Source organism: Pseudomonas sp. RL_5y_Pfl2_69, assembly GCF_963970465.1.
In the GTDB taxonomy this organism is placed as follows: domain Bacteria; phylum Pseudomonadota; class Gammaproteobacteria; order Pseudomonadales; family Pseudomonadaceae; genus Aquipseudomonas.
This window is the reverse complement of the sequence record NZ_CAXAOU010000006.1, coordinates 85,656-99,450: the sequence shown is the minus strand read 5'-3', so window position 1 is coordinate 99,450 and position 13,795 is coordinate 85,656. Positions and strand designations below refer to the sequence as shown.

General features: G+C 56.0%; 11 protein-coding genes. 7 read left to right on the top strand and 4 right to left on the bottom strand.

All coding sequences use genetic code 11. The annotated features are described in order from the left end of the window. Positions 1 to 70 precede the first annotated feature (70 nt). Positions 71 to 958 (top strand): LysR family transcriptional regulator, encoded by an 888-nt coding sequence (locus AACY07_RS12240; RefSeq protein WP_339474992.1) that lies wholly within the window; start codon positions 71 to 73, stop codon positions 956 to 958. A gap of 63 nt (positions 959 to 1,021) precedes the next feature. On the opposite strand, the gene gyrB is transcribed toward AACY07_RS12240, so the two are convergent. The 4 genes from gyrB to dnaA are packed head-to-tail and all read right to left on the bottom strand — an operon-like array spanning position 1,022 to position 7,219. Further along, complete coding sequence (gene gyrB, locus AACY07_RS12235; RefSeq protein WP_326398914.1) at positions 1,022 to 3,439, bottom strand: DNA topoisomerase (ATP-hydrolyzing) subunit B; 2,418 nt, start codon at positions 3,437 to 3,439, stop codon at positions 1,022 to 1,024. 5 nt (positions 3,440 to 3,444) lie between these two features. Continuing rightward, positions 3,445 to 4,548 carry a DNA replication/repair protein RecF gene (recF, locus tag AACY07_RS12230; RefSeq protein ID WP_019828642.1) on the bottom strand — a complete coding sequence of 368 codons (1,104 nt, stop codon included), beginning with the start codon at positions 4,546 to 4,548 and terminating at the stop codon, positions 3,445 to 3,447. A gap of 20 nt (positions 4,549 to 4,568) precedes the next feature. Next, on the bottom strand, positions 4,569 to 5,672 hold the full coding sequence (gene dnaN / locus AACY07_RS12225) for a DNA polymerase III subunit beta (RefSeq protein ID WP_133074945.1): 1,104 nt from the start codon (positions 5,670 to 5,672) through the stop codon (positions 4,569 to 4,571). 38 nt (positions 5,673 to 5,710) lie between these two features. Beyond that, positions 5,711 to 7,219, bottom strand: coding sequence for a chromosomal replication initiator protein DnaA (gene dnaA, locus AACY07_RS12220; RefSeq protein WP_133074944.1), 1,509 nt, complete (start codon positions 7,217 to 7,219; stop codon positions 5,711 to 5,713). Between the two features lie 563 nt (positions 7,220 to 7,782). Here dnaA and rpmH point away from each other — a divergent pair. From rpmH to AACY07_RS12190, 6 genes are all read left to right on the top strand, one after another. Continuing rightward, positions 7,783 to 7,917, top strand: coding sequence for a 50S ribosomal protein L34 (rpmH, locus tag AACY07_RS12215; RefSeq protein WP_003213577.1), 135 nt, complete (start codon positions 7,783 to 7,785; stop codon positions 7,915 to 7,917). 16 nt (positions 7,918 to 7,933) lie between these two features. After that, entirely contained in the window at positions 7,934 to 8,335 is a 402-nt protein-coding gene (gene rnpA / locus AACY07_RS12210; protein WP_019828646.1) for a ribonuclease P protein component, read from the top strand. Next, positions 8,328 to 8,561 (top strand): membrane protein insertion efficiency factor YidD, encoded by a 234-nt coding sequence (gene yidD, locus AACY07_RS12205; RefSeq protein WP_019828647.1) that lies wholly within the window; start codon positions 8,328 to 8,330, stop codon positions 8,559 to 8,561. The genes rnpA and yidD overlap by 8 nt, the downstream gene beginning before the upstream one ends. A 13-nt stretch (positions 8,562 to 8,574) precedes the next feature. Continuing rightward, complete coding sequence (yidC, locus tag AACY07_RS12200) at positions 8,575 to 10,260, top strand: membrane protein insertase YidC (protein WP_219261976.1); 1,686 nt, start codon at positions 8,575 to 8,577, stop codon at positions 10,258 to 10,260. An 80-nt stretch (positions 10,261 to 10,340) separates the two neighbouring features. Then, entirely contained in the window at positions 10,341 to 11,708 is a 1,368-nt protein-coding gene (gene mnmE, locus AACY07_RS12195) for a tRNA uridine-5-carboxymethylaminomethyl(34) synthesis GTPase MnmE (protein ID WP_326398918.1), read from the top strand. Positions 11,709 to 11,932: 224 nt separating this feature from the next. Next, entirely contained in the window at positions 11,933 to 13,549 is a 1,617-nt protein-coding gene (locus AACY07_RS12190) for an ABC-F family ATP-binding cassette domain-containing protein (protein WP_339474991.1), read from the top strand. Positions 13,550 to 13,795 lie beyond the last annotated feature (246 nt).

Here is a 13,795-nt window from a genome sequence, read left to right as displayed (position 1 = left end):
AAACGCGTGATTTCACCCATGGCTTGTGCGTTTTTGCACAGCTGATTATCAATCGTGCTGGGGGGCTGACATGTTCGACTGGAATGACCTGCGATACTTTCTGGAACTGCAACGCAGTGGTCGCTTGCTTACCGCCGCCAAACGCCTGAATACAACCCACAGCACTGTCGCCCGGCATATCGAGAGCATCGAGCAGCACCTCGGCGCTGCGCTGTTCGTGCAACATGCACAAGGTTACGAACTGACGCCCGCAGGCCAGGCATTGCTCAAACACGCTGAAGCCATGGAAAACGTCGCATTGCTGGCGCAAGAGGAAATCACCCAGGCCATCGCTCCCATGGGCAAGATCCGGCTTGGGGTCACTGAAGGGATAGGGATCATGTTCATCACCTCGCGACTACGCGGGTTGTTTGAACGCTACCCTGGGCTGGAAGTGGAGCTGGTGGCGGTGCCGCGCTTTGTCAGCATCCTCAACCGCGAGGCTGAAATCAGCATCCACCTGGAACGCCCCAACGCTGACCTGTTGATCACTCGCAAACTCACCGACTACCGCCTGGCGCTCTACGCCAGCCGCGTTTACCTCGACAAGGCACCGCCCTTGAACAACCGCGATGACCTGGCCAATCACTACTGGATCGGCTACGTCGACGACTTGCTGTTCAGTCAGGAACTGCTGTTTCTCAACAACTTCTGCCGTACCCCGACCGTAACCTTTCGCAGCACCAGCGTCATTGCCCAGCAGCAAGCGGCGAGAGCAGGGCTCGGCATCGCCGTACTGCCCAACTACATGGCCAGCCATGACCCGGAACTGGTGCGCGTACTGCCCGAAGAGTCGGTCCAGCGCAGCTACTGGATCAGCACCCGCCGTGAGCTGCACAAGTCCGTAAGGCTGAGGGTTGTGTGGGATTTTTTGCTGGAGCTGTGCCAGGAAGAGCAGGGGGTTTTGCTAGCGCCGTAGGTGATTTTTTACCAAAAAAAAGGCCAACGCTAAGCGTTGGCCTTTTTTAACTGCACTACACCATCAGAAGTCCAGGTTGGACACTGCCAGTGCGTTGTTCTCGATGAACTCACGGCGCGGTTCTACGGCGTCGCCCATCAAGGTGTTGAAGATCTGATCGGCGCCGATCGCGTCTTCAATGGTGACTTTCAGCATGCGGCGCACGCTTGGGTCCATCGTGGTTTCCCAGAGCTGATCCGGGTTCATTTCGCCCAGACCTTTGTAGCGCTGGATGGTATGGCGCTTGGTGCTTTCTGCCATCAACCATTCCAGTGCTTCCTTGAACTCGGTCACTTGCTTGCGACGTTCGCCACGCTGGATGTATGCACCGTCGTCCAGCAAAGTGCTCAGCTGAGCGCCCAGGGTCACAACGGTTTTGTAGTCGTTGCTGCCGAAGAAGTCGCGGTTGAAGGTGATGAAGGTCGAGTGGCCGTGGGAGATCAGTTCGACCTCTGGCAACCAGACATTACGCTCACGGTCTTCACGCAGGCTGGCTTTGTAAACCAGGCCCGACTTCTCAACCAGACGCAGACGCTCTTCGAACTTGGCCATCCAGTCTTGCATGGCCGCGTGGTCGCCCAGCTGCTCCAGAGTAACGGCTGGCAGATAGATGAAGTGCTCGGTCAGCTCCTGCGGGTACAGGCGCGACAAACGCTTGAGGGTCTTCATCACCATGCGGAAGTCGTACACCAGACGCTCCAGCGCCTCACCCGAGATGCCCGGGGCTTCTTCGTTCAAGTGCAGGCTGGCGTCTTCAAGGGCCGACTGGGTCATGTACTCTTCCATGGCCTCGTCGTCTTTGATGTATTGCTCTTGCTTGCCTTTTTTCACTTTGTACAACGGCGGCTGAGCAATGTAGATGTAGCCACGCTCAATCAGCTCCGGCAACTGACGGAAGAAGAAGGTCAGCAGCAGGGTACGGATGTGCGAACCGTCGACGTCAGCATCGGTCATGATGATGATGTTGTGATAGCGCAGTTTTTCGATGTTGTATTCATCGCGGCCAATGCCACAGCCCAGGGCGGTGATCAAGGTGCCTACTTCTTGCGAAGAGATCATCTTGTCAAAGCGGGCTTTCTCGACGTTGAGGATTTTACCCTTCAACGGCAGGATGGCCTGGGTACGACGGTTGCGACCCTGCTTGGCGGAACCGCCAGCAGAGTCACCTTCCACGAGATACAGTTCGGACAGCGCCGGGTCTTTTTCCTGGCAGTCGGCCAGTTTGCCCGGCAAGCCTGCGATGTCCAGAGCGCCTTTACGACGAGTCATCTCACGGGCTTTACGCGCGGCCTCACGGGCACGGGCGGCGTCGATCATCTTGCCGACAATCAGCTTGGCTTCGTTCGGGTTTTCCAGCAGGAAGTCGGAGAAGAACTTGCCCATTTCCTGTTCAACAGCGGTCTTCACTTCGGAAGAAACCAGCTTGTCTTTGGTCTGGGAGCTGAACTTCGGATCCGGTACTTTCACCGAGATGATTGCAGTCAGGCCTTCACGGGCGTCATCACCGGTAGTGGCGACTTTGTGCTTTTTGGCCAGGCCTTCAGCTTCGATGTAGGTGTTGAGGTTACGCGTCAGGGCAGAGCGGAAGCCCACCAGGTGCGTACCGCCATCGCGCTGAGGAATGTTGTTGGTGAAGCACAACAGGTTCTCGTTGAAGCTGTCGTTCCACTGCAAGGCGATTTCTACGCCGATACCGTCTTCACGTTGAACATTGAAGTGAAACACCTGGTTGACCGGGGTCTTGTTGGTGTTCAGGTAGTCAACGAATGCACGCAAGCCGCCTTCGTACTTGAACAGCTCTTCCTTGCCGCTGCGCTCGTCCTTGAGGACGATACCTACACCGGAGTTCAGGAAGGACAGCTCACGAATACGCTTGGCCAGGACATCCCAGCTGAAGTGGATATTCTTGAAAGTCTGGTCAGACGGTTTGAAGTGGATCTGAGTGCCGGTGGTTTCGCTCTCGCCAACGATCGCCATAGGCGCCTGAGGAACACCGTGGACGTAGGTCTGTTCCCAGATCTTGCCGCTGCGACGTACAGTCAGGACCAGCAGTTCGGACAGGGCGTTTACCACCGAAACACCTACGCCGTGCAATCCGCCGGATACCTTGTAGGAGTTGTCATCGAACTTACCGCCAGCGTGCAGTACGGTCATGATGACCTCGGCTGCAGAAACGCCTTCTTCTTTATGCACGTCCACCGGAATACCGCGGCCGTTGTCGCGCACGGTGATGGACTCGTCCGGGTGGATCGTAATGGTGATGTCGTCGCAATGGCCAGCCAGCGCTTCGTCGATGGAGTTGTCGACTACTTCGAACACCATGTGGTGCAGACCGCTGCCATCGTCAGTATCACCAATGTACATACCGGGACGTTTGCGTACGGCATCAAGGCCTTTCAGCACTTTAATGCTCGTTGAGTCGTACGTGTTTTCTTCGCTCAATGCCTTCACTCCCGATGGTCGTGGGTCTGGGTGATACAGCCCTGTTCCACGTGGAACAGGGCAACTGGCGTTTCCGTCTGCCAGCCTTCCCTCAATAATTCGTGGTCTACACAGGTAATGAATACCTGGCAGCGTAAGTCTTCCAACAAGCGACACAATGCGTTGCGATGCTGCTCATCCAGTTCGGAAGGCAAGTCATCTACTAGATAAATACATTGGCCACGCCGGGCTTGGCTGACCAAATGCCCTTGAGCAATGCGCAGCGCGCAGACCACCAACTTCTGCTGACCCCGCGACAAAATATCTGCTGCGTTGTTTGCACCCAACTTGAGACGCAAATCAGCACGTTGTGGCCCTGCCTGGGTATGCCCCATTTGCTGGTCCCGGTGGACAGACGCGGCGAGTACAGCACTCAGCTCACGGTCTTTGTCCCAACCACGGTAATAGCTCAGCGTTAACCCTTCGAGATCAAGTAGCTCACTCAAGGTCTGCTCAAAGACTGGTTTCAAGGCTTTGATGTAGGCGCGGCGGTATTCATCAATTTCAGCACTGGCCAGGCAAAGTTCCCGGTCCCAGGCCGCTTGTGAAACGGCGTCGAGTGTACCATGCCGCAGCCATGAGTTCCGCTGCCGCAGGGCCTTCTGTAGCCGCTGCCAGGTCGACATGAAGCGGGGCTCAACATGGAACACCCCCCAATCGAGAAACTGCCTGCGGATCTTTGGGGCACCTTCCAGCAAGCGGAAGCTGTCAGGGTTAATCAATTGCAACGGCAGGATCTCGGCCAGCTGCGCAGCACTGCGCGCATTTTGGCCGTCGATACGGATCTGGAACTCCCCTTGCCGGTCCCGCGAGATACCGAGCGCGCTGTGCCCGCCTTCAGCCAGTTCGACCTGACCAAAAACCGTACAGCTCTGCTGCTCGTGCTGGATCACGGGATTGAGCCGCACACTGCGAAACGAACGCGCCAGCCCCAGCAAGTGGATAGCTTCCAGCACGCTGGTTTTTCCGCTGCCGTTGGCGCCGTACAGGATATTGATGCGGGGAGAGGGGGAGAAGGTCACCGGGTGCAGGTTACGCACCGCGGTGACTGTGACACGACTGAGGGACATCTAGCGTGGGCTGTGCATGGTTACAGGCGCATCGGCATAACAACGTAGGCCGAGTCGTCGTTGTCCGACTCTTGCACCAGAGCGCTGCTGTTGGAGTCCGACAGGATCAGACGCACTTGTTCAGTGGTCATGACCCCCAGCACGTCCAGCAGGTAGCTCACGTTGAAGCCGATCTCCAGTGAGCCGCCGTTGTACTCAACGCCCACTTCTTCTTCCGCTTCTTCCTGCTCCGGGTTGTTCGCCTGGATTTTCAGCTGGCCATTGGCCAATTGCAGACGGATGCCACGGTATTTCTCGTTGGACAGGATCGCGGTACGACTGAACGCTTCGCGCAATGCCTGACGGTCACCGATAACGACCTTGTCACCACCTTTAGGCAACACACGCTCGTAGTCCGGGAACTTGCCATCAACCAGCTTGGACGTGAAGGTGAACTCGCCGGTGGTGGCACGGATGTGGTGTGCGCCCAGAACGATGCTCACTTCGCCGTCCGGCTCAGTCAGCAAGCGCGCCAACTCAAGAATACCCTTGCGCGGAACGATCACTTGATGACGGTCTGGCTGGCCGATGTCGGCTTTCATCGAGCACATGGCCAGACGGTGACCGTCGGTTGCCACAGCACGGATGATGCCTGCCGATACTTCCAGCAGCATGCCATTGAGGTAGTAACGAACGTCCTGCTGCGCCATGGCAAAGCTGGTGCGCTCGATCAGGCGACGCAATTTGCTCTGCTGCAAGCTGCACGTCAGCGAGCCCGGGCCTTCTTCAACCGTCGGGAAGTCGTTGGCAGGCAGGGTGGACAAGGTAAAGCGGCTACGGCCTGCCTTGACTACCAGCTTGTTGTCATCGAGTTTGATGTCGATCAGTGCGTCGTTGGGCAGGCTTTTGCAGATATCCATCAGCTTGCGCGCAGGCACGGTGATTTCGCCTGGCTCGGCCGGCTCTTCAAGTTGCACTCGACCAACCAGTTCGACTTCAAGGTCGGTACCGGTCAGCGACAGTTGCTGGCCTTCGACAACCAACAGCACGTTGGACAATACCGGCAAGGTCTGGCGGCGTTCAACGACGCCTGCGACCAGTTGCAGGGGTTTCAACAGGGCTTCGCGTTGAATGGTGAAATGCATGGTCTAGTCCCTTGCCTTAATAAGCTGCGCTGGTGTCATCAGGTTGTCAGTGTACGCAGCAGGTTCTTGTAGTCCTCGCGGATGTCCGCGTCGGATTCCTTGAGTTCGTTGATCTTGCGGCATGCGTGCAAGACCGTGGTGTGATCGCGACCGCCAAACACATCGCCGATCTCCGGCAGGCTGTGGTTGGTCAGCTCTTTGGACAACGCCATCGCCACCTGGCGTGGTCGCGCCACCGAGCGCGAACGGCGCTTGGACAGCAAGTCCGAAATTTTGATCTTGTAGTACTCAGCCACTGTGCGCTGGATGTTATCCACAGAGACGAGTTTGTCTTGCAGAGCCAGCAGGTCTTTAAGGGATTCGCGGATCAGCTCGATGGTGATGTCGCGGCCCATAAAGTGCGAGTGAGCGATAACACGCTTGAGCGCGCCTTCGAGTTCACGCACGTTGGAGCGAATGCGCTGGGCAATAAAGAAGGCGGCATCGTGAGGCAGGTCGACCTTGGCCTGATCGGCCTTCTTCATCAGGATCGCAACACGGGTCTCAAGCTCTGGCGGCTCGACGGCAACCGTCAAACCCCAGCCAAAGCGTGATTTGAGACGCTCTTCAAGGCCTTCGATTTCTTTCGGGTAACGGTCACTGGTCAGAATCACTTGCTGACCACCTTCCAGCAGGGCGTTGAAGGTGTGGAAGAACTCTTCCTGGGACCGTTCCTTGCGCGCAAAGAATTGAATGTCATCGATAAGCAAGGCGTCTACCGAACGGTAGAAGCGCTTGAACTCGTTGATGGCGTTGAGCTGCAAGGCTTTAACCATGTCGGCTACAAAACGCTCGGAATGCAGGTACACGACCTTGGCATTCGGATTCTTCTTTAGCAGGTGGTTGCCCACCGCGTGCATCAAGTGAGTTTTACCCAGACCAACGCCGCCATAAAGGAAGAGCGGGTTGTAACCGTGCTTGGGGTTATCTGCCACCTGCCACGCCGCAGCGCGAGCCAGTTGGTTGGACTTGCCCTCAACGAAGTTTTCGAAGGTAAAGGTGCGGTTCAGGTAGCTGGTGTGCTTGAGCGCACCTTCGACCTGGACGGTACGCTGTTCGGCGCGCACTGGCGCTTGCTGCGAGCTGGCACCGGCCATTGGGTCGAAGCTGGCCCGCGAAGGTTCTTCGCTGGCATGCCCGGACTGTTTTGGCGCGGGTGCAGGAGCGGGTGCCGCTGCGGTGTTAACAGGTGCGCTGGGCGCCGGGGCCTGAGAGGCCGCTGCAGCCAATGGCGCATTGGGGGCAGCACGAGGCGCCGAGCTGCGTTTGCTGCCTATTAACAAGGACAACGCAGGCGCCATGCCATTGCTGTGCTCGTTCAACAGTTCAAGCAAACGGCTCAGGTATTTTTCGTTGACCCAGTCGAGAACGAATCGGTTGGGTGCATACACACGCAACTCGTCGCCTTCGGCTTCGACCTGTAGTGGACGGATCCAGGTGTTGAATTGCTGGGCAGGCAGCTCATCGCGCAAAAGCTCCACGCACTGCTGCCAAAGTTCCACTGACACGGATATCCCCTAAGTTGAAAGCCGGTGAGGCAAAAACAGGCGCCATTGTAGCGACCGTGGCCCCACTTATCCACATGTAGGTGACGTGCATATAAGGAGAGATCCGGCTTTTTACTGTGAACAAAGCGACAAATGGTATGTGCATAAGCTCTGTGGATAAGCGGGCCTAAGCTCGTTGCACAAGTGGGGTCGAAAGTCTGTGCATAAGTCGCCTGTGGATAAAAGCCCCTTTCATGCACAGCTTATCCGAGGGTGGAGCACAGGTGGAGCACGGCTTCTCGACAGTGTTGTCATCTTCTGTGCGCCTTGTTTTATATGGCCTCAAGCTAGTTATCCACAGAAGATCGCTTCCCTAAGTTTAATAAGCTTTATAAAAGAGCTTTAAATACTTCGTTTTTTTATTTCTATAGTTGGCAGGTGCAAGGCAGGTGCGAAAGGGCAAACATCTATTTAGCGGTAAACGCTGGTTGGAAATTGACCTATTGGCTTGCTTTCTCTAGAATCGCCGGTCTCTTAAAACGGGGGCCATTCCGGCCCGTTGTGGACGAACCAGGTAGCACGACATGAAACGTACTTTCCAACCAAGCACTATCAAACGCGCCCGCACTCACGGTTTCCGTGCACGCATGGCTACTAAAAACGGCCGTGCAGTCCTGTCGCGTCGCCGCGCCAAAGGCCGTGCACGTCTGGCAGTTTGATAATCAGACAATGGTGGTGAGTCAGGACTTCAGTCGGGAAAAGCGGTTACTCACTCCCCGACACTTCAAGGCAGTCTTTGACTCCCCCACCGGCAAGGTTCCGGGGAAAAATCTCCTGCTCCTTGCGCGTAGCAACGATCTTGATCACCCCCGCCTGGGGTTAGTGATCGGGAAAAAGAGCGTAAAGCTCTCCGTTGAGCGCAATCGCCTTAAGCGTTTGATGCGTGAATCGTTTCGTCTCCACCAGGATTTACTGGTTGGTTGGGATATCGTTATCGTCGCGCGCAAAGGTTTGGGTGACGTAGAGAACCCCGAATTGATTCAGCATTTCGGCAAACTCTGGAAGCGTCTGGCCCGTAACACGCCAGTTCCAGCAGTTAAAACCGAAACTGTAGGGGTAGGCAGTCCTGATGCGTAAACTGGCGCTCGTTCCGATCCAGTTTTATCGCTATGCCATTAGTCCTTTGATGGCCAGCCACTGCCGTTTCTACCCCAGTTGTTCCTGCTACGCGTTGGAAGCCATCGAAAATCATGGCCTTCTGCGCGGCGGCTGGCTGACCTTTCGTCGTTTAGGTCGCTGTCACCCGTGGAATCCCGGTGGTTACGACCCGGTTCCGCCTATCCCTACCTCCCGTTCTTCTTGATGGCCGAGTAATCATGGATATTAAACGCACGATCCTGATCGTCGCTCTAGCAGTCGTGTCCTACGTTATGGTTCTGAAATGGAACCAGGATTACGGCCAAGCTGCCCTGCCGACTCAGAATGTTGCCGCCAGCAGCACAACCGCACCGGCTTTGCCCGATACGGTTTCAGGTAACAACGCTTCAAACAGTGCCGATGTACCCAGCGCCAATACAGATACCAGCACACCGACTGAAACTCCGGTGGCTGCAAGCAAAGACCTCATCCACGTAAAAACGGATGTTCTGGACATCGCGATCGATCCACAGGGTGGTGATATTGCCCAGCTGCGTCTGCCGCTTTATCCACGTCGCCAGGATCACCCGGATGTTCCTTTCCAGTTGTTCGATAACGGCAACGAACGCACCTATCTGGCACAAAGTGGCCTGACAGGCGTTGATGGCCCGGACGCCCGTCCGTCAGGTCGTCCTGTTTTCAGCGCTGAGAAAAAGAATTTCGAACTGGCCCCAGGCCAGGATCAACTGGTTGTTGATCTGAAATTCAGCGAAAACGGCATCAACTACATCAAGCGTTTCACGCTCAAGCGTGGTTTGTACGATGTACAAGTCAGCTATTTGATTGATAACGAGAGCGGCAAGCCGTGGAACGGCAACCTGTTCGCGCAATTGAAGCGTGACGCCAGCTCCGATCCTTCTTCCAGCACCGCCACCGGCACTGCGACTTACCTGGGCGCTGCCCTGTGGACAAGTTCGGAGCCGTACAAAAAAGTGTCGATGAAAGATATCGACAAGGCTCAGCTGAAAGAAACCGTTCAAGGCGGCTGGGTTGCCTGGTTGCAACACTACTTTGTGACGGCGTGGATTCCACAGAAAGGCGATAACAACGTCGTTCAGACCCGCAAAGACAACCAAGGCAACTACATCATCGGTTTTACTGGCCCAACCTTGACCGTTGAGCCGGGCAAAACTGCTGAAACCAGCGCTACGTTGTACGCAGGTCCAAAAAGCCAGGGTGTACTCAAAGAGTTATCCCCAGGTCTGGAACTGACTGTCGACTACGGCATTCTGTGGTTCATTGCCCAGCCTATTTTCTGGCTGCTGCAACATATCCACAGCCTGGTCGGTAACTGGGGCTGGTCGATTATCTTCCTGACCATGCTGATCAAAGGGATCTTCTTCCCTCTGTCGGCCGCCAGCTACAAGTCGATGGCCCGCATGCGCGCCGTGGCACCAAAACTGGCTGCTCTGAAAGAGCAGTTCGGTGATGATCGCCAGAAAATGTCGCAAGCAATGATGGAGCTGTACAAGAAAGAGAAGATCAATCCACTGGGCGGCTGCTTGCCGATTCTGGTGCAGATGCCGGTCTTCCTGTCCTTGTACTGGGTACTTCTGGAAAGTGTTGAAATGCGCCAGGCGCCGTTCATGCTCTGGATTACCGACCTGTCGATCAAAGACCCGTTCTTCATTCTGCCGATCATCATGGGCGCAACCATGTTCATCCAGCAGCGTCTGAACCCGACTCCGCCGGACCCGATGCAGGCCAAGGTAATGAAGCTGATGCCAATCATCTTCACCTTCTTCTTCCTGTGGTTCCCTGCTGGTCTGGTGCTGTACTGGGTTGTGAACAACTGCCTGTCCATCGCTCAACAGTGGTACATCACCCGTAAAGTTGAAGCTGCTACCAAAAAAGCAGCCGAGTAACCTACTCTGGTGAGCACCACTCAAAACGCCCCCTAGTGGGGCGTTTTGCTATCCGTCACTTTTGTTTTGAGGCCTGTTTTATGAGTGTTCCGGCTGAGACCATTGCCGCAGTAGCGACCGCCCAAGGCCGAGGTGGTGTGGGAATCGTGCGTATTTCCGGCCCGCTTGCCAGTGTTGCGGCGCAAGCGTTCAGCGAACGCGAGCTGAAACCGCGCTACGCCCATTACGGCCCTTTTTACGGCGAAAACCGTGAAGTGCTGGATGAGGGCATTGCGCTGTATTTCCCCGGCCCCAACTCCTTTACCGGCGAAGACGTACTGGAACTTCAAGGCCACGGTGGCCCAATTGTTCTCGATATGCTGCTCCAGCGCTGCATCCAGCTAGGTTGCCGCCTGGCTCGTCCGGGGGAATTCAGCGAGCGGGCATTTTTGAATGACAAACTCGACCTGGCGCAAGCCGAGGCAATTGCCGACCTGATCGAGGCAAGTTCTGCACAGGCTGCACGTAACGCATTGCGTTCCTTACAAGGCGCTTTCTCACAGCGTGTGCATAACTTGACTGAGCAATTGATCAGTTTGCGTATCTATGTCGAAGCGGCGATTGATTTCCCGGAAGAAGAAATCGACTTTTTGGCCGATGGCCATGTGCTTGGCATGCTGGATAAGGTTCGCGAAGAGTTATCCACCGTTCAACGCGAGGCCGGGCAGGGGGCTTTGCTGCGCGATGGCATGACCGTGGTAATCGCGGGCCGTCCAAACGCCGGCAAGTCGAGTTTGCTCAATGCCCTGGCCGGACGCGAAGCGGCTATCGTGACCGAAATTGCCGGTACCACCCGGGACGTATTGCGTGAACATATCCACATAGATGGCATGCCGTTGCATGTGGTCGACACCGCGGGTCTGCGTGATACAGATGACCATGTGGAAAAAATCGGTGTGCAACGGGCACTCAAGGCCATTGGCGAAGCCGATCGAGTGCTCTTGGTAGTCGATGCCACGGCTCCGGAAGCGGATGACCCGTTTGCGCTATGGCCAGAGTTTCTTGAGCAGCGCCCAGATCCTTCGAAAGTGACCTTGATCCGTAACAAGGTAGATCTGAGCGGCGAGAATATTGCCCTGCAGGTGTGTGACGATGGCCACGTGACGATTAGCCTTAGCGCCAGATCAACGGATGGGCTGGACCTGCTGCGTGAACACCTCAAGGCTTGCATGGGATACGAGCAAACGTCTGAAAGCAGCTTCAGCGCACGCCGTCGGCACCTGGAGGCGTTGCAGCACGCCAGCCGGGCACTTGAGCACGGCAGGGCGCAACTGACCCTGGCGGGCGCAGGGGAGTTGCTGGCTGAGGACTTGCGTCAGGCGCAGCATTCCCTTGGTGAGATTACCGGTGCATTCAGCTCTGATGATCTGCTGGGAAGGATCTTCTCCAGCTTCTGCATCGGCAAGTAACAGCACACGTCTGTAGTCGCTGCCGAGGAACGAAGGCTGCGATAGCCTGCAAACCGCTCGCAGCCTTCGTTCCTCGGCAGCGACTACAACGTGTCACACTGCTACAGTTATCCACATTCACACGAGGTGTTAGTCCAATGCGTCATTGATGCCGCCGCGATATTTGCGGCCAGTTCTTGATTCCCCTGCAACAGGGGGTAGATCTGTGCATCTCTGGAGTGCGTATGACTCTCGTTACCTCTGTAACGCTCAAAGGCGTTTCTTTTCACCTGCCCGATGGCAGTGCTCTCTTCTCGGACCTTGATCTGCATCTCGACCAGCGACGTACTGCTCTGGTGGGGCGCAATGGTGCAGGTAAAAGCGTTTTGGCACGCCTGATCACCGGGGATATCTTCCCTTCAACAGGCCATTGCACCCGAAACGGCACGGTGTATTACCTGCCCCAGTATGTCAGCCCCGACCCCGGTCACACCGTTGCAGACCTTGCCGGCGTACAGCACATCATCAGGGCCCTTGAGCACATCGAGCAGGGCAGCACTGAGCAAGCAGACTTCGATTGCATCGGCGAACGCTGGGGTATCCGTCAGCAATTACTCGACCAGTTGGCCCAGAACAACCTTGCACACTTGACGCCTTCTACCCCCACCTCAGCCCTCAGCGGAGGCGAAGCCATGCGCGTGGCCCTGATGGGGGCCTTCTTGTCTCAAGCTGACCTGTTGGTACTGGATGAGCCCACCAATCATCTGGATCGCCAGCACCGTGATGCGCTCCATGAGCAGTTGCAGAACTGGCCCAACGGTTTGCTCGTGATCAGCCATGACCGCGATTTGTTGGAACACATGGAGCGTATTGTTGAATTGTCATCCCAAGGACTCATCAGCTATGGCGGGGGTTTTTCGTTTTATGCACAGGCAAAAGCCGAGCAACTACAAGCGGCGCAGCAACAACTGGCGTCAGCCAAGCTAGAGCGCAAGCGTCAGGAACACTCCATGCGTGAACACAAAGAACGCCTTGAACGCAGCCAATCCCGCGGCCACAAGCAGGCCAGTGATGCCAATCAGGCTAACATTTTGCTGGGCCGGCAAAAGGAGCGCAGCCAGGCCAGTAGCGGCAAGCAGCGAGTACAACAAGACGCGGCACGGGAACATTTGTCTGCCCTGGTACGCCAGGCTGCGAGTCAGGTAGAAGAACAACAGGCCATCTTTGTTTATCCGCCCCATGCTTGCCAAAGCGCACCGTTGCAAATAGCTGAGTTGATCGATGCTCGTCTGCCCCATGGAGCTGAGCATTTACGCACGATCAATCTCACGCTGACTCGTGGCCAGCGTATTGCCCTGATTGGGCCGAATGGATGCGGCAAGTCGACTCTGCTCAGGGTACTGGCCGGTCAACTGTCAGTCATTTCAGGCCAGGCCAGGACCTTCGTAACCACTGCTTATCTCGACCAGGATCTGGGGCTGTTAAAACCTGAGCAGTCCGTACTTGAACAATTGCTGTCCCAAAATCGGCAGCTCAATGTAGGAGAATTACGCACCCGACTGGCGCAATTGGGTCTCAATGCCGATCGAGTCAACCAGCCATGCCATCGACTGAGTGGCGGTGAGCGCCTGAAAGCCGCCATGGCTTGCGTGTTTTATGCCGCTTCACCGCCGCACCTGCTATTGCTCGATGAACCGGCCAATCACCTGGATCTGCCTTCGGTTCTGGCCCTGCAGGACATGCTTGAACAGTATTCGGGAACTCTGATTGTCACCTCACACGATGAGGTGTTTTTGGCAGCAATCGGGGTTACCCACAGACTGCAGGCATCACCCACAGGGTGGCTGAACCAGCCCGTCTGATGAGACAGACTTGTACCGTTTATCACTTTTATGACTCACCGATTGTACGACCGCTTGATGGATTAGCCATTCCAGCGGTTTTCGGCTGCCTGTTTATTGGCCAAAAACCGCATAAATCGTTGAATAAGCTCTGTGTATAACTGGCCCTCAGGTCAGTGGGTAAGTAGGCCTGAAAACTGAAGATAACCACCCCTGTGGATAAGCACCTGTTTTACCCACAGGCTTAAAGCACTTATCCCAACCCCT

Coding starts and splice junctions, on each gene's coding strand:
- yidD (WP_019828647.1), top strand. CDS start 8,328: ATGCGTAAACTGGCGCTCGTTCCGATCCAGTTTTATCGCTATGCCATT.
- AACY07_RS12240 (WP_339474992.1), top strand. CDS start 71: ATGTTCGACTGGAATGACCTGCGATACTTTCTGGAACTGCAACGCAGT.
- AACY07_RS12190 (WP_339474991.1), top strand. CDS start 11,933: ATGACTCTCGTTACCTCTGTAACGCTCAAAGGCGTTTCTTTTCACCTG.
- yidC (WP_219261976.1), top strand. CDS start 8,575: ATGGATATTAAACGCACGATCCTGATCGTCGCTCTAGCAGTCGTGTCC.
- recF (WP_019828642.1), bottom strand. CDS start 4,548: ATGTCCCTCAGTCGTGTCACAGTCACCGCGGTGCGTAACCTGCACCCG.
- mnmE (WP_326398918.1), top strand. CDS start 10,341: ATGAGTGTTCCGGCTGAGACCATTGCCGCAGTAGCGACCGCCCAAGGC.
- rpmH (WP_003213577.1), top strand. CDS start 7,783: ATGAAACGTACTTTCCAACCAAGCACTATCAAACGCGCCCGCACTCAC.
- dnaN (WP_133074945.1), bottom strand. CDS start 5,672: ATGCATTTCACCATTCAACGCGAAGCCCTGTTGAAACCCCTGCAACTG.